Source organism: Roseovarius albus (assembly GCF_900172335.1).
GTDB classification, from domain to species: Bacteria; Pseudomonadota; Alphaproteobacteria; order Rhodobacterales; family Rhodobacteraceae; genus Roseovarius; species Roseovarius albus.
On record NZ_FWFX01000004.1, the window covers coordinates 161,225 to 177,102 of the forward strand.

Consider the following 15,878-nt stretch of genomic DNA (forward strand, 5'->3'; position numbering starts at 1 on the left):
GATTAGTATCCGCGCCAGATCCAGCCACCGCCCAAAATGCGACTGCTGTCGTTTTCGTAAAATACGCAGGCTTGTCCGGGGCTGATGCCTTCTTCGGCGACGATCAACTCAACCTCAGCTGTTGTGGCCGAAAGGGGGCGAATGACCGCCTCGCGCGGAGGGCGGGTGGAGCGAACTTTGACCGAGACGTTCCATTCGTCACGGCTCTCAAAGGGTTCGTCACCCAGCCAGTTGATTTCGCGCACAGGCACGGTGCGGGTCGACAGCAGATCTTTCGGCCCGACGATGACGGCCTTTTGGTCGACATCGAGCTTTACCACGTAGAGTGGTTCTGACAGGCCCCCAATGCCCAGCCCACGGCGTTGGCCGATGGTGTAATGGATCACCCCGTTATGATCCCCAAGTACGCGGCCATCCGCATGCAGGATTTGACCCGGTTCAGCAGCACCGGGGCGTAGCTTTTCGATGACGCTGGCATAGTTGCCATTGGGGACAAAGCATATGTCCTGACTGTCGGGTTTATCCGCGACCATCAGGCCGTACTTGGATGCCAGCTCGCGAGTCGCATTCTTGGAGGGCAGGTGACCCAATGGAAAGCGCAGAAAATCCAGCTGCTCAGGCGTGGTTGAGAACAGGAAATAGCTTTGGTCACGGTTGGCATCGGTGGCGCAATGCAGTTCGGAGCCATTTGCGCCCATCTTGCGTTGGATGTAGTGGCCCGTGGCCATGCAGTCGGCCTCAAGGTCCTTTGCTGTTTCCAAAAGATCCTTAAACTTTACCCGTTCATTGCATCGAATGCAGGGCACAGGGGTCGCGCCCGAAAGATAGCTGTCGGCGAACTCATCTATCACCGCGTCTTTGAAGATATTCTCGTAATCCAGAACATAATGCGGAAAGCCCATGTCCTCGGCCACGCGACGGGCGTCATGAATGTCGATGCCGGCACAGCAGGCCCCTTTCTTGGCTAATGCAGCACCGTGATCGTAGAGCTGCAAAGTGACACCGACGACATCATAGCCTTCTTCTGCCAACTGTGCGGCCACGACCGAGCTATCGACGCCACCGGACATGGCGACGACGACACGGGTGTCGGCTGGGGCCTTGGCAAAGCCAAGGGAGTTCAGGGGCGTTTCAAGCGGCATTTTATGTCTCCGGCGCAGATGCTTCGGAATATAGGAAAATCCTAACTACTCTCAAGGGTCAGTTTCACCGTGCGTTAACCGTCTGTGACAATTCTATCGGCGTCAGAGAAAAGGTAGATGCGATGTTTCTGAAGAAAGTGTACGGGCCGCGCGCTGTGACGTTACCTAATGGAGAAGTTTTAACACAGGCGGATTTGCCCGATGCGAACACGCGGCGTTGGGTCGCTTCGCGGAAACTCACAGTGGTGAGAGGCGTTTTATACGGTTTGATTTCACAATCGGAAGCCTTGAAAAAATATCAGCTCAGTGAAGACGAATTTCGTGAATGGGTGGTTTCATATGAAAAATTTGGAACGTCGGGTTTGAAGGTAACTACGCAAAATTTCGCAAAAAAAGATAGACAACTATAGGTAGAATACGCTATCTGTTCTCTTATAGTAATCAGCAGTTAACCATTTTTGCCGAAGCTTAATCGGAGATTTTATTATTACGGAGAGACCTAATGCGTGTGCTTCTCGTTGAAGATGACCCGACGACATCAAAGAGCATCGAATTGATGCTAACCCATGCCAACCTGAATGTATACTCCACCGATATGGGAGAAGAAGGGATCGATCTTGCCAAGTTGTATGACTATGACTTGATCTTATTAGATCTTGGATTACCAGACATGAACGGGCATGAAGTGTTGCGCCAACTACGCTTGGCGCGCATCGAAACACCCATCCTTATCTTATCTGGGACAGACGATACTGAGAGTAAAATCAAAGGCTTCGGGTTTGGTGCCGACGATTATCTGACTAAACCCTTTCACCGAGAAGAATTGGTGGCGCGCATTCACGCCATAATCCGAAGATCAAAGGGGCACGCCCAATCAGTGATCAGAACCGGACAGATCAATGTGAACTTGGATGCCAAAACAGTTGATGTCGATGGGGATGCGGTCCATCTGACCGGTAAAGAATATCAGATGCTAGAGCTGCTTTCCTTGCGTAAAGGTACAACCTTGACCAAGGAAATGTTCCTCAATCACCTTTATGGGGGGATGGATGAGCCGGAACTGAAGATCATTGATGTTTTCATCTGCAAGTTGAGGAAGAAGCTGTCAGAAGCGACGGGAGGGTTCAATCACATCGAAACTGTTTGGGGGCGCGGTTATGTGCTTCGTGATCCGCAACCGGCAGAGATGGACAACGGTCACCGTCTGGCGATTGGCGCCTAATTCTTGGATGATAAAGATCGAGGTTCAGCATGTGAGTGCTGGACCTCTGTTGCGCTGCATCCTATCACTTTGACCTGAAGCTGAAATCGGCGAAAGATCGAAGAGGGCATTATAGGATGTTTAAGACTGCGGTTGAGGCGCTGACAAAAGCAGAGGCCGAAAGAGAACTGGCCCAATTGGCAAAAACGCTGACAGAAGCGAACACAGCCTATCATGGCGAAGATGCCCCGCACATCACCGACGCCAAATACGATGCGCTAAAACAGCGAAATGTTGCCATCGAGGAGCGCTTTCCAAATCTGAAGCGTCACGACAGTCCCAGCAATCAAGTGGGTGCTGCCCCAGTTGAGGGATTCGCAAAGGTCACACACGCGGTTCGGATGTTGTCGTTGTCAAATGCATTTGACAACGAAGATGTGTCTGACTTCGATGACCGGATTCGGCGCTATCTTGGCCTGAGCGATGATGTGCTTTTGGACTATACCGCCGAGCCAAAGATTGATGGATTGAGCTTGAGCTTGCGCTATGAACATGGTGTTCTGGTCCAGGCTGCAACACGTGGAGACGGGGCCGTAGGCGAAAACGTTACCGCGAATGCAAAGACCATTGCCGAACGGATCATCGAAGATCGGAACCTTTCAGACATCCCAGATCGCATAGAGGGAGCGCCAGAGGTTCTAGAAGTGCGTGGTGAAGTGTATATGAGCCATGCAGACTTTGCAGCTTTGAACACCCGCCAAGCTGAACGTAATGGCAAACAATTTGCCAACCCGCGTAACGCTGCCGCAGGTTCGCTACGACAGTTGGATTCCGAGATAACGCGCCGTCGGCCTCTGCGATTTTTTGCTTACGCTTGGGGGGAGCTCAGCGCGCCGCTTTCCGACACGCAAATGGGAGCGATTGAGCGATTGCAGAGCTTTGGGTTTCAGACCAATCCGTTGACAGCTCTATGTGATGGCCCTGCTGGGATGCTGGCGCACTATGCGAAAATCGAACAGATGCGTGCGAACTTGGGGTATGATATCGATGGTGTTGTCTACAAGATTAACGATTTGGCGCTGCAAGGGCGTTTGGGATTCCGCAGCACCACACCACGTTGGGCCATTGCCCACAAGTTCCCCGCTGAGCTAGCCTGGACACGTCTGGAGGCAATTGAAATCCAAGTGGGACGCACAGGGGCACTCAGCCCGGTAGCGCGACTACTGCCCGTTACTGTTGGAGGTGTGGTGGTGAGCAACGCCACATTGCACAATGAAGATTATATCAAAGGCGTTGATAGTAAGGGCAATGACATCCGTGATGGCAAAGACATCCGCGAGGGTGACTGGGTTCAGGTTTATCGCGCGGGTGACGTAATCCCGAAAGTGGCGGATGTGGACCTAAACAAGCGCCGGGATGGCAGTGTGGTTTATGTTTTTCCCGACATCTGCCCGGAATGTCAAAGCCCTGCGATCCGGGAAGAGGGTGACGCGGTCCACCGCTGCACGGGTGGTCTCATATGTCCAGCGCAAGCTGTTGAAAAGCTAAAGCACTTTGTCAGCCGCGCTGCCTTTGACATCGACGGATTGGGTGCCAAGCAGGTTGAGCAATTTTATACGGATAAGTGGATCAAGGAACCTGCAGATATATTTACCTTGCAAGAGCGGTTCGGCAGCGGCGTTCAGCAACTTAAAAATCGCGAAGGATGGGGAGACAAAAGCGCGAGTAAGCTATTTCAGGCTATTGATAGTAAAAGAAAGATCCCGTTTTCACGCCTGCTTTTTTCGCTAGGTATTCGCCATGTCGGAGAGCAAGCCAGCAACTTGATTGCGCGCACCTACGGCCGGTGGGATGAGTTCGTGTCTGCGATGGATGCGATCCCGGATTATGATGGTCCAGAGTGGGATCGATTGCTGGGGATCGATGGGCTTGGAGAGGTTATGGCCCGCAGTCTTGTGACCGCCTTCAATCCTGGGCAGGAACGCGACAGTATTGATAAGCTCACCGCACATCTCTCGGTTGAGGATGCCGAGCAACCTGACACTGATGGCAGCCCAGTTGCCGGAAAAACGGTTGTTTTCACCGGTACGCTTGAAAAAATGACCCGCGCCGAAGCCAAGGCACGGGCGGAAACGCTTGGTGCAAAAGTGTCAGGCAGCGTAAGCGCCAAGACGGATCTATTGGTGGCGGGCCCCGGCGCTGGATCGAAAGCCAAGAAAGCGGCTGATCTGGGGGTTGAAACGATTGACGAAGATGGCTGGCTACAGCTGATCGGCGACGCATGAGTGGCCGGCCCGAAGTTCTGTTTCCACTCTTTGCCGGATTGGAAACGCTGGCAGGGATCGGGCCCAAGACCGTTCAAAATCTTGCCGCTTTGGATGTTGAAAAACCCAAAGATCTGATCCTGACGCTTCCGCAATCAGGGATTAACCGTCGCAAGCGGGCAACCGTTCAAGGGGCGGATCTGCCCGGAGTGGTGACCGTTGAGGTAATGGTCGGTGCCCATCGCCCCCCGGCCAAACGAGGAGGGGCGTATCGGATCACAGTTGAAGATTCCGCAACCTCGTTTCAATTGGTGTTTTTCCACGCGCGTGGCGACTATTTGATAAAGATTTTACCTGAAGGGGTGCGGCGTGTGGTGTCTGGTAAGGTCGAGCTGTTCGATGGTCTGGCCCAGTTGGTGCACCCGGACCACATTCTCCCTGTTGAGGAAATCGAAGATATTCCTGATTTTGAACCGGTCTATCCGCTGACGGCGGGGGTCAGTCAAAAAATGATGAGCAAGGCGGTGAACAGCGCCTTAACACGCGTGCCTGATTTGGACGAATGGATTGATCCGAACCAAAAAACGCAGTCGAATTGGCCGGATTGGAAAGACGCAGTTCAAACAGCACACGAACCGAATGTTATGGCGGACCTGTCTGCATCGCATCCAGCGCGGGAGCGGCTGGCCTATGACGAATTGATGGCGCATCAGCTAACACTGGCACTGGCGCGTAGCAAGTTGCGCAAGGCGAAAGGCCGATCCAGCGTTGGGACTGGTACGTTGCAAGCCAAGGTGCTGGCAGCGTTACCCTATACGCCAACCGGGGCGCAAACCCGGGCGATTGCCGAGATTTCCCAAGATATGGTTGATGAGCAACGGATGAACCGTTTGCTGCAAGGCGACGTCGGCGCAGGAAAAACATTGGTTGCATTCAACGCTTTGCTGACCGCAGTTGAGGCGGGCGGGCAGGGGGTGATGATGGCCCCAACCGAAATTTTGGCACGGCAACATCTGGAAGGTTTGAAGCCACTGGCCAGTGCTGCAGGCGTTCGATTGGAAATCTTGACCGGACGAGACAAGGGCGCTGCTAGACGAGAAAAACTTGCAGCTTTGATTGCCGGTGACATTGATATTCTGGTTGGCACACATGCCGTGTTCCAAAAAGATGTTGAATTCAGTGACTTGCGACTTGCGGTTGTCGATGAGCAGCACCGATTTGGCGTGCGGCAACGGCTAGAACTGGGCAACAAGGGTATCGCGGTTGATGTCTTAGTGATGACCGCCACGCCGATCCCGCGCTCACTGGCTCTAGCGCAATATGGGGATATGGACGTCAGTGTGCTGGACGAAAAACCCCCGGGCCGCAAGCCGATCAAAACCGCACTGGTGAATATGGCGCGGATGGATGAGGTGGTTGATCATTTGCACAAGGCCATCGCCGAAGGACGCCAGGCTTATTGGGTTTGTCCTCTGGTCGAGGAAAGCGAAGTTCTGGATTTGTCGAGTGCAGAGGATCGGTTCAAACATCTACGCGCAGCCCTAGGTGAAGGAAAGGTCGGCTTGGTCCACGGGCAAATGCCAGCCGAGGACAAAGATACGGCAATGGCGGCATTTCAGCGTGGTGATACCAATGTTCTGGTCGCTACTACAGTGATTGAGGTTGGCGTGGATGTGCCCAATGCCAGTATCATGGTGATTGAGCGTGCCGAGCATTTCGGTCTGGCACAGCTTCATCAATTGCGCGGGCGCGTCGGGCGTGGGGAAGCGCAATCAACCTGCCTGATGATGTATCAGGCCCCACTGAGCAAAGGAGGCGAACGCCGACTAACCACGATGCGGGAAACTGAGGATGGCTTCAAAATTTCAGAGGTTGATCTGGAGATGCGTGGGGCTGGTGATCTGATAGGAACAGCGCAGGCCGGTTTGCCGCGCTTTCGGGTGGCCGACTTGGAACGCCAGACGGCACTTATGGCGGTGGCGCAATCAGATGCGCGCAAATTGCTAGTCGAAGATCCGGATCTGACGTCGGAACGGGGGCAGGCGGCGCGTGTTCTTTTGTGGCTGATGGAACAAGATCAGGCAATTCGTTTGATTTCAGTAGGTTAAGAGTTTGCATCCATAAAAGTTCACAAATGTTCTCATAAAGTTCTTTACAGATCGTGAATAAAGTGAGAACAAAGTAGCAACTGTTAACGAAAAGGAGCCTATCCAATGCTTCGTCAGATCAAAACTGTTGCTGTAAACTCTCGTGAAACCTTACTGAGCGACGCGCTTGGCGTTGTGGCTTTGATGGTCATTTTGGTTGGAGGGCTGTATTTGCCCGGGTTGGTCTGACACTGATTACCGTTTTCTGCCTGCAATGTCCTGACCGGCTGTGCCTGCATCTTTTGTCCCAAGCGTGATGCACATTTTCCGAGACGACTGTCCCAAATTCTGTCTCCTGTCCCTGTCGAGCGGGTGCCTGCCTCTTCCCGCGTGAGGCCACAGACCGAAACTCATGACTTTGCACACCTACCGCCGCTGCCCACTTCGGGTGAGCGGCGGTTTTTTTGTGTATCATTTTTTGCCTGGACGCGTGGCCCAGACGGGTATGATGAAAACGAGGCAGGCGATCAAAAATAGCAGGCTGGCGACAACTCCAATTACGTCCCCGGCTTTGAGGGTAGTCCAGAGAAAGCCAATGGCGGATAGCGTAAAGAGCACCCATCCGGCAAAATTAAAAGCCCAGATTCTGCGCGGTGCCATCCTATGACTCATGCGCAGCTGCTGGCGTTGCTGATTTCTTCAAAAGCCTCAGCAGCGGCTGTCAGAGTCAGCAAAATGGAATCGTGACGATTCTTATAATCCCGTGCGGGCAACAAAACTTCGAGTCCATCAAAAGGGGCAGTAGGTGCTGGGCCATCCTGTTTAAGCATCGCCTTGAGACCATCGCGTGCCGTGATGATTTGATGTTGCGTGCAGCCGATAATATTTGCGCCAACAACGCTCGCTGCTGCTTGACCCAAAGCGCAGGCTTTGACATCCGCGGCATAGTCGGTGACACGCCCGTCTGTTACTTTGAGATCAACGGTGACTGTTGATCCGCAAAGCGGAGAGCGGCGCTTGACCGATGCATCAGGTGCCTCCAGACGTCCATGATGTGGAATATCCGCCGCCAGCTCGAGAATTCGAGCAGAATAAAGTTTGATTAGTTCGGTATCGCCGCTCATGGCTTTTCCTTTGCAGTGTTGTCCCATAGATAGAGACCAACGCCGCAGATGCAAAAGGTTTTCGATATGAATTTTGATCCATCATCCCTGAAATACAACGAAGCAGGACTGATCCCGGCAATTGCGCAGGATCATGAAAGCGGTGAAGTGCTGATGATGGCATGGATGAACATCGAGGCAGTGCAGAAGACTCTGGAAACGGGGCGCGTGACTTATTGGAGTCGTTCACGCAAATCGTTCTGGATCAAGGGTGAAACCTCGGGCCACATACAAGAGCTGGTGGATTTCCGGTTCGATTGTGATCGCGATTGTCTGCTTGTGGTGATCAAGCAGACCGGCGCGGCTTGCCACACCAATCGGCGCAGTTGTTTTTATACCGCCGTTCGGGATGGGACAGAAGAAGAGTTAATGGAACCCATGGAGGGTTGAGAGCTTGAAGGGCTCCCCAGCCCCCTACAAGATATTTTCAGCCAAATAAACGAGAGATCCCGGTGATTGTTCGGATGTCTGCGGGCGTGGCGCCATCTGCACGATACTTTGCAATGGCGCGGGCATCGTCTCGTTTGGCAAGGCGTTTGCCGTTTTCATCGCGGATAAGTGTGTGGTGGTGGTAGATTGGGGTGGGGAAACTCAACAGGTTTTGTAACAGAACGTGGATTTGCGTTGCTTCAAACAGGTCCTGACCTCGGATTACATGAGTGATCTCTTGATCCGCATCGTCGCAGACAATCGACAGGTGATAAGACGCCCCCATACCAGGGCGGGCGAGGGTGACGTCACCAACCGTCTCAACCATGTTTTGCGGGGTGATCTGACCGGCTTCGCCGTTTGGGCCGCTACCCGTTTCCGTGAATGTCAGTGGTGCCTTCAATGTGGCGAGTGCGCGCTTCATGTCGAGGCGCAGCGGTAGATCGGGCATGAGGCCTGTCATGGGGAACTCCGGGCGGCAAGTGCCCGGATAAATGATCCCGTCCGGTCCGTGCAGGGGAGCTCCTTCTTGTGGAGCAGACGCCGCTGCACGAATATCTGCACGCGAGCAGTTGCAGGAATAAAGTAATCCCCGATTCCAAAGGCATTGCAGCGCATCGCGGTAGCGTGGCAGACGTTTGGACTGACGCAGCACTGGATTAGGCCAACTGAGGCCAAGCCAGTTCAGATCCTCATATATCTGCGTTTCCCAGTCAGGCTTGCTGCGGCTTTGATCAAGGTCATCGATGCGCAGGAAAAACTGTCCGTCCTGTGTCTGCGCCATATCGTGCGCCAAACAGGCAGAATAGGCATGCCCAAGATGCAGTGGTCCGGTTGGAGAAGGCGCAAAGCGTGTTCTGAATGTCACTTCTTTTCAACAATATAGACGTTTGATTTGATGTCCTGACCAGGAAGATGCGGTCCGTATTTTTTGAATAGCAGCAATGCGGCACCACAGTCCAGCCAATCGCATAGGGCGCGCTCATAGCTTGGATCTGCGAGTGCGTGGTCATTCAGGCTTAGACCCAAAAGCCCGCCTTTTGGCAGGGCTTTCATGACCGTATGAAGCGTATCCGCCGGGGCAGCCCCTGTGCCGATCACACCGATAGCCGTGATCGCCGCATAGGTACCTTGAGGGATTGGGGTCTCATCAGCGATGTCGATTTGAATTAAGTTACGATAGGCGTCTTTTTCGGTTGCCTGCGACAGCATTTCTGCATTGGGGTCCATACCATCAATTTGCGTAAAACCCGCTTGTCGCAGGGCGAGGCCAGACAGACCGGTGCCGCAGCCAAAATCCAATACTGGTGCCCTGCAATCTGCAATAAACTTCGCCAATGCCTTTGCGACGCGTGGTGGGGTGGCATATCCATTGTCGGCCACTTCGGCGTCGTAAGTGGCGGCCCATTTGCCATACATCTCTTGTCTCTCGTCGGGGGATGAGACGTCGTAAACCTTGTCGAAGAATTTTTCTGTCATGACGACAGAAGATCACAGCACTCAGCCTGCGTCCAGATTCGTTTCTGAAAGCCAATCGGTCCATGCGGATTTGGCGCGGTCGGTGTAGGCTTTGTAGCGATCTTTGCGGCCCTTGCGGCCACCTTTCAGGCCGTCAACCGGACGGAATAGGCCGAAATTCACGTTCATGGGTTGGAAGGTCTTCGCTTCGGCCCCACCGCTGATATGATAAATTAAGGCCCCCATGGCACTGTCTTGCGGCGGATCTTGGAGAGGCTGCCCCAGAAGTTCAGCTGCGGCCAAACGACCAGCTAGCAATCCCATGGCAGCAGATTCAACATAGCCCTCGACTCCGGTGATCTGACCGGCAAAGCGGATGTGAGGATGTGAGCGCAGACGCATCTGGCTATCGAGCAGCGTTGGCGAGTTCAGAAACGTATTGCGATGAATTCCGCCCAAGCGGGCGAAACTGGCGTTTTCCAGACCGGGGATCATGCGGAGAACCTCGGTTTGTGCGCCGTACTTCATTTTGGTTTGGAAGCCGACGATATTGTACAGCGTGCCAAGTGCGTTGTCGCGACGGAGCTGCACCACCGCATAGGGTTTGACATCCGGTTGATGCGCATTCGTCAGGCCGACGGGTTTCATCGGGCCAAAGCGAAGCGTTTCGCGGCCGCGTTCGGCCATCACCTCGATGGGTAAGCAGCCGTCGAAATAGGTGGCAGTTTCGCCCTCGTGAAATTCTGTTTTATCTGCAGTCAGCAGAGCATCAATAAACGCCTCGTACTGTTCCTTATCCATCGGGCAGTTGAGGTAGGCCGTGCGCTCTTCTTGAGTTTCGCCTTTGTCATATCGCGACTGCATCCAGGCGCGGCTCATGTCGATGCTGTCGAAATAGATGATCGGAGCAATGGCATCAAAAAAGGCAAGGGATTCCGCACCCGTTACTTTGCCAATAGCCTGGCCTAGGGTTGCCGACGTCAACGGGCCGGTAGCGAAAATCCAGTTGCCATCCTCGGGCAGGGCGGCCACTTCCCCCTCTTTGGTCGTGATATTGGGGTGGCTGCGTAAACGTTCGGTGATGGATTGGGAAAATGCATCACGGTCTACGGCCAATGCTCCCCCCGCGGGCAAGCGGTGTTTGTCGGCCATTTCCATGATCAGTCCATTTGCAGCGCGCATTTCCCAATGCAACAGGCCCACGGCATTTTGTTCATCGTCGTCTGAGCGGAATGAATTGGAGCACACCATCTCGCCAAAGTCGCCGGTCTGATGGGCAAAAGTGCCGACCTGAGGGCGCATTTCGTGCAAGACGACAGAGACGCCCATTTGTGCGGCCTGCCATGCGGCCTCGGATCCGGCCATGCCGCCGCCAACGATATGAAGTGTTTTACTCATGGTCAGCGATGTAGGGGATGCAGTAGCTTTAGGAAAGAGAGAGCGGGCCATTGGTGATAAAAAAAACCGGACTGACGCCCGCCAGTCCGGTTCTTAATAAATGACATGCGCGGCAAACTTACACTCGTTTACACCAACCGCCGCGCATGCGCCCTATAACTAATACCCTAAAATATGACCAACACACTGGTTACTGACACAATCGTAGAACCGATATGAACACTAGAATTTCTACGCCGGTAGCACTTTGTACTTTTGCTCACTGATTACTTTCACATCGGTTCTGCAATAATTTGTACAAAATTGCGTAAAGATGAATAGGCTGCCTGCAGACACAATGTGTTTCGAATTATGTAACAAAAGCCGTATCTTTATGGAAATACAGCGAAACCCGTCCCGTTAACCGGATCGACTTTCTTCAAGGTCCTTTATAAGGGATGTTTCTGGTTTTAAGGTTGGTTACAATGGGCTCTAATTCCTTAGATATAACCCAATACGGAAACAATAAGAGATCAAGAACCTGCCCAGGAAGGCGGGCGTTTTTCGATAAATGCGCTGATTCCCTCGGCAGTATCATCAATCATCATGTTCTCAACCATGACATCACGAGTGTATTCATATGCGCCATCAAGTGGCATTTCGATCTGATTATAGAAAGCCTGCTTGCCGATACGCACCGCGGCACCAAGTTTGGAGGCTATGATTTCTGCCAACTCGTTTGTCGCCGTCTCGAGCTGTGTATCCGGGACAGCCTTGTTAATCAGCCCCAACTCTATTGCACGGTCAGTTTCGATGAACTGTCCGGTGGTCAACATTTCAAAGGCCTTTTTGCGCGGGATATTGCGGCTGAGTGCTACCATAGGGGTGGAGCAGAACAATCCAATGTTGACACCGTTGACGCCAAAGCGTGTGCCTTCGGCAGCTATGGCCAGATCGCAAGTGGCCACCAGTTGGCAGCCTGCGGCAGTCGCGATACCATGAGGCTGAGCTATCACAGGCTGCGGCAGGTCGCGAATGGTGGTCATCACGCGGGCACAACGGGTGAAGAGATCAGCAAAATAGGCACGGCCGCCATCCGGAGCTTGTCGACCACGTGTCATTTCCTTGAGGTCGTGCCCCGCGCAGAAGGCTTTGCCATTTGCAGCAAGGATCACAACGCGGATTGTTGGATCATCGGCAATCGAAAAGAGCTCGGTCTGCAAGGCGGCGAGCATGTCATCGGACAGAGCGTTCAACTTCTCTGGGGTGTTGAGAGTCAGACGGGAAACGGGCCCGGTGTCAACGCGTTCAAGAATTGCCATCTTGTGTCCTCCGATTTGTTGTGATTCCTTTTACGGGGGAATTGTGTGTGAGGGAAGCATGAGACTGTTGATGACAATTGATGAGTTGAAAGCCTTTCTTCAGAGCGACTTTCCTCAGGTAAGCGGAGAGTTCACTATTGAAGACCTGGGTGAGATGCGCATTCGGATGCGCTTGAATGTGTCTGAGCGGCATCTGCGTCCAGGTGGCACCGTGTCCGGCCCGTCAATTTTTGCGTTGGCGGATGTCGCGGTCTATCTGGCGGTGCTGGCCATGATTGGGCCGCAGGGTCTTGCGGTCACAACCAGCAGTTCGCTTGATTTCATGCGCAAACCAGTCGCTGGCAGGGACCTGATCGCCGAGTGCAGGTTGCTCAAACTCGGGCGGGTTTTGGCAGTTGGCGAGGTTTTGGTCTTTTCCGATGGTGATGATCGCCCTGTTGCGCGCGCCAGCATGACCTATTCGATTCCACCCAAGACATAAAAAAGGGCCGGAGCGAACTCCGGCCCAGGGGAAGAGGGGCCGTTACGGGGTGTCACGGCCTCCAGAAGGGTTTGCTGTATTCGATCATGGCCTCGCGCGGGGTCAGACCGATGTCATCTAGCTGCCGGGGAGAAAGCTTTTGCAGCTGTTTTCGTGTGCTGTAACGGAGCGACCATAGCGTAATGTAATACGCCCAACGCACCGCGACCTGTGCCAGAACAGGCATGTCGCGGCGAGCCATGAGCTGCGCAAAATCTGCGTGGTCTGAGAGGATAGGGGCGTACATTGGTCAAACTCCTGTATTGTGTTGATACAATCGGTGTGGTATGTATGTTTGTATGTAGCGCAATGCGTACAATATGGCGAGGAAAACATTGTGACCGATACAATTTGGCATCCTGACTTCGCTAACATTGACTCACCTAAGTATATTGTGTTGGTACAATCAATGCGCGCTGCGGTCCGTTCCGGTGTATTGAAGCAGGGGTACAAGATGCCGCCTGTGCGTGAACTGGCCTGGCAATTGGGCATTACACCCGGAACCGTAGCGCGGGCGTATCGGCTTGCGGCGGAAGAAGGTCTTGTCGAAACCGGGGTTGGGCGGGGCACCTTTGTATCTGGAGGGTTGGTCACGCAAGACACTGCACCTGAATCGCTGCTGAATGATCCCGAGCCTGGGACCGTGGATTTTCGGGGGGTACGTGTTCCAGACGTCGGACAGGACAAGGAAATTCAACGCATCATGATGTTGTTGGCACGCGACACGGGGCGCAACTATACGGACGTCCCCAGTGCCTTTACAGATCAAAAGGCGCGCGAAGCAGTGGTTCATTGGATCGGGCCGGATCGGGCAGGGCGGTTGTCTAAAGATGATGTCGTCTTGGGATTTGGGGCGCAAAACACTGTTATTCTGGCGCTGCAAACATGTTTGCATGGACCTTCGCCAGTGATCTTAACTGAAGAACTGGCCTACCCTGGAGTACGGCATGCCAGCCGTTTGCTGCGTGCGCAGTTGATTGGGATTGCCATGGATGATGAAGGCATGCGCCCGGACCGGTTGGAAGAAGCCTTGCGCAAACATGGTGGGCAGGTGTTGTTGACCTTCTCAGAGGTGCACAGCCCCACAACCAGCCGAACCAGCCTGCAGCGGCGTCAGGAAATCGCTGAGATTGCCCGCCGTTATCAGCTTCAGATCATCGAAGATGACAGCCTATGTGTGACCCGTCCCGAAGCGCCGAGTTATCGTGGGATTTGTCCAGAGCGTGCATGGTATGTGTCATCGCTCAGTAAATCGGTTTCGGCGGCGATGCGGTTTGGCTACGTCGTGTGTCCGCGTGATCAGGCGGCTCAGGCCCGGCAGGTGGCGCAATCGTCGTTTTACGGCCTACCACAGACTTCGTTGGATATATGCGCAGAGTTAATCCAGTCGGGCGTGGCCGAAACTGTTCGACAGAAGGTGGAGCAGGTAATTTTAGAGCGCGTTCGCATTGCAGTGAACGTGTTGGGGCAATGGGAGATCAACTGGCGTCCCGACGTGCCCTTTATCTGGCTTAAGCTACCGCAAGGGTGGCGGGGCTCAACGTTCGCCCGTGCCTGCGAGGCAGAAGGGGTGCGGATCAAGCCGTCGGATGAATTTGCCTTGCCAGATGGCCATGCGCCCAATGCGGTTCGACTGGGCCTGAATGCCAATGTGTCAAAAGAAACCTTTGAAAAAGCCCTTAGAACCATGTCCAGATTGCTTGCTCGACCACCAGCGAACGTTGATTTGTGAGGTGTAGAGCCGAGTATTCGCTCAAATACGTGGGGTAAAATAATACCATATTTATAAGATATTGTTTTTTAATGTTTAATACTGATTTCGCACCATTGACTGGCGCAAAAAGACCGGTATAACCCGCCCATCAACTTGAGGACTGCCATCCAGCGGCCCTATAAACATATGGGATAACCCAGAAATGAAAACATTCTCTGCAACTCCGGCAGATATCGACAAGAAATGGATCCTGATCGACGCAGAAGGCGTTGTTCTGGGCCGTCTGGCGTCGATTATTGCCATGCGTCTGCGCGGCAAGCACAAAGCCAGCTTTACACCAAACATGGACATGGGTGACAACGTGATCGTCATCAATGCCGACAAAGTGCAGCTGACAGGCAACAAGCGCGAAAAGCCAAACTACTGGCACACTGGCCACCCTGGTGGCATCAAATCGCGCACCACAGGTGAGATCCTGGAAGGCGCGCACCCAGAGCGCGTTGTAACCCAAGCGGTCAAACGCATGCTGCCAGGCAACCGCCTGTCACGCGTTCAGATGACAAACCTGCGTGTATACGCCGGCACCGATCATCCCCATGATGCACAACAGCCTGAAGTGCTGGACGTGAAATCCATGAACTCCAAAAACACGCGGGTGGCTTACTGATGAGCGAAGAAATCAAAACACTCGAAGGTCTGGAAGCAGTTGCCGAAGGCGCAGCACCAGCGATCGAAATCGAAGCCCCACGCGAGCCAGTTCGTGACGAGCTGGGCCGTTCCTATGCCACAGGCAAGCGTAAAGACGCGGTATCCCGCGTTTGGATCAAGCCAGGTTCGGGCAAAGTCACCGTTAACGGCAAAGAAATGGATAAGTATTTTGCGCGTCCAGTTCTGCAGATGATCCTGCGTCAGCCGTTCACTGTTGCAGGCGTTGAAGACCAGTTCGACGTGATGGCCACCGTAAAAGGTGGCGGTCTGTCCGGTCAGGCCGGTGCGGTTAAGCACGGTATCTCGAAAGCGCTGCAACTGTATGATCCAAGCCTGCGCGGCGCGCTGAAAGCCGCTGGCTTCCTGACACGCGACAGCCGTGTTGTTGAACGTAAGAAGTTCGGTAAGCGCAAAGCCCGCCGCAGCTTCCAGTTCTCGAAGCGTTAATTGCTTCCTTACTGAGAGAACTTGTAAGCACCTGCGAAAGTGGGTG

The 15,878-nt window shown here is 53.7% G+C and carries 17 protein-coding genes; 10 read left to right on the forward strand and 7 right to left on the reverse strand.

The genetic code is table 11. The features are described from left to right. Positions 1–2: 2 nt before the first annotated feature. Positions 3–1,142: a tRNA 2-thiouridine(34) synthase MnmA gene (gene mnmA, locus ROA7450_RS08150; protein ID WP_085805209.1), complete on the reverse strand. Its 1,140-nt coding sequence runs from the start codon at positions 1,140–1,142 to the stop codon at positions 3–5. Positions 1,143–1,264: 122 nt separating this feature from the next. On the opposite strand from mnmA, the gene sciP reads away from it, so the two are divergent. The 5 genes from sciP (at position 1,265) to ROA7450_RS21425 (ending at position 6,943) form a co-directional block, all read left to right on the forward strand. Then, a complete protein-coding gene (gene sciP, locus ROA7450_RS08155; protein ID WP_085805210.1) occupies positions 1,265–1,552 on the forward strand; it encodes a CtrA inhibitor SciP in 288 nt (95 codons plus the stop codon). Positions 1,553–1,644: 92 nt separating this feature from the next. Beyond that, complete coding sequence (gene ctrA, locus ROA7450_RS08160; RefSeq protein WP_085805211.1) at positions 1,645–2,364, forward strand: response regulator transcription factor CtrA; 720 nt, start codon at positions 1,645–1,647, stop codon at positions 2,362–2,364. Positions 2,365–2,480: 116 nt separating this feature from the next. Beyond that, complete coding sequence (ligA, locus tag ROA7450_RS08165) at positions 2,481–4,628, forward strand: NAD-dependent DNA ligase LigA (protein WP_085805212.1); 2,148 nt, start codon at positions 2,481–2,483, stop codon at positions 4,626–4,628. After that, positions 4,625–6,715, forward strand: a complete 2,091-nt coding sequence (gene recG / locus ROA7450_RS08170; protein WP_085805213.1) for an ATP-dependent DNA helicase RecG — start codon at positions 4,625–4,627, stop codon at positions 6,713–6,715. The genes ligA and recG overlap by 4 nt, the downstream gene beginning before the upstream one ends. A 105-nt stretch (positions 6,716–6,820) precedes the next feature. Next, a complete protein-coding gene (locus ROA7450_RS21425) occupies positions 6,821–6,943 on the forward strand; it encodes a hypothetical protein (protein ID WP_268808456.1) in 123 nt (40 codons plus the stop codon). A gap of 419 nt (positions 6,944–7,362) precedes the next feature. Here ROA7450_RS21425 and ROA7450_RS08180 read toward each other — a convergent pair whose 3' ends face one another. Then, positions 7,363–7,818 carry an iron-sulfur cluster assembly scaffold protein gene (locus tag ROA7450_RS08180; RefSeq protein ID WP_085805215.1) on the reverse strand — a complete coding sequence of 152 codons (456 nt, stop codon included), beginning with the start codon at positions 7,816–7,818 and terminating at the stop codon, positions 7,363–7,365. A 48-nt stretch (positions 7,819–7,866) separates the two neighbouring features. Between ROA7450_RS08180 and hisI the strand changes: the two genes are divergently transcribed. Next, positions 7,867–8,247: a phosphoribosyl-AMP cyclohydrolase gene (hisI, locus tag ROA7450_RS08185; protein WP_085805216.1), complete on the forward strand. Its 381-nt coding sequence runs from the start codon at positions 7,867–7,869 to the stop codon at positions 8,245–8,247. Positions 8,248–8,284: 37 nt separating this feature from the next. Here the strand turns inward: hisI and gluQRS are convergent, their stop codons facing one another. The 4 genes from gluQRS to ROA7450_RS08205 form a co-directional block, all read right to left on the reverse strand. After that, entirely contained in the window at positions 8,285–9,154 is an 870-nt protein-coding gene (gene gluQRS / locus ROA7450_RS08190; protein ID WP_085805217.1) for a tRNA glutamyl-Q(34) synthetase GluQRS, read from the reverse strand. Beyond that, complete coding sequence (locus tag ROA7450_RS08195; protein ID WP_085805218.1) at positions 9,151–9,765, reverse strand: class I SAM-dependent DNA methyltransferase; 615 nt, start codon at positions 9,763–9,765, stop codon at positions 9,151–9,153. Before ROA7450_RS08195 ends, gluQRS begins: the two co-directional genes overlap by 4 nt. A gap of 21 nt (positions 9,766–9,786) precedes the next feature. Next, positions 9,787–11,142 (reverse strand): methylenetetrahydrofolate--tRNA-(uracil(54)-C(5))-methyltransferase (FADH(2)-oxidizing) TrmFO, encoded by a 1,356-nt coding sequence (gene trmFO / locus ROA7450_RS08200; protein ID WP_085805219.1) that lies wholly within the window; start codon positions 11,140–11,142, stop codon positions 9,787–9,789. 512 nt (positions 11,143–11,654) lie between these two features. After that, positions 11,655–12,443, reverse strand: a complete 789-nt coding sequence (locus tag ROA7450_RS08205) for an enoyl-CoA hydratase (RefSeq protein WP_085805220.1) — start codon at positions 12,441–12,443, stop codon at positions 11,655–11,657. Between the two features lie 58 nt (positions 12,444–12,501). On the opposite strand from ROA7450_RS08205, the gene ROA7450_RS08210 reads away from it, so the two are divergent. After that, positions 12,502–12,924, forward strand: a complete 423-nt coding sequence (locus ROA7450_RS08210; protein ID WP_085805221.1) for a PaaI family thioesterase — start codon at positions 12,502–12,504, stop codon at positions 12,922–12,924. A gap of 52 nt (positions 12,925–12,976) precedes the next feature. Here ROA7450_RS08210 and ROA7450_RS08215 read toward each other — a convergent pair whose 3' ends face one another. Continuing rightward, on the reverse strand, positions 12,977–13,210 hold the full coding sequence (locus tag ROA7450_RS08215; RefSeq protein WP_085805222.1) for a DUF1127 domain-containing protein: 234 nt from the start codon (positions 13,208–13,210) through the stop codon (positions 12,977–12,979). A 162-nt stretch (positions 13,211–13,372) separates the two neighbouring features. On the opposite strand from ROA7450_RS08215, the gene ROA7450_RS08220 reads away from it, so the two are divergent. The 3 genes from ROA7450_RS08220 (at position 13,373) to rpsI (ending at position 15,832) form a co-directional block, all read left to right on the forward strand. Further along, positions 13,373–14,695: an aminotransferase-like domain-containing protein gene (locus ROA7450_RS08220; RefSeq protein WP_085805356.1), complete on the forward strand. Its 1,323-nt coding sequence runs from the start codon at positions 13,373–13,375 to the stop codon at positions 14,693–14,695. Positions 14,696–14,879: 184 nt separating this feature from the next. After that, the gene (gene rplM / locus ROA7450_RS08225) at positions 14,880–15,344 is read left to right on the forward strand and encodes a 50S ribosomal protein L13 (protein ID WP_085805223.1); all 465 of its coding nucleotides are present in this window, start codon (positions 14,880–14,882) and stop codon (positions 15,342–15,344) included. Then, on the forward strand, positions 15,344–15,832 hold the full coding sequence (gene rpsI / locus ROA7450_RS08230) for a 30S ribosomal protein S9 (RefSeq protein WP_085805224.1): 489 nt from the start codon (positions 15,344–15,346) through the stop codon (positions 15,830–15,832). The genes rplM and rpsI overlap by 1 nt, the downstream gene beginning before the upstream one ends. Positions 15,833–15,878 lie beyond the last annotated feature (46 nt).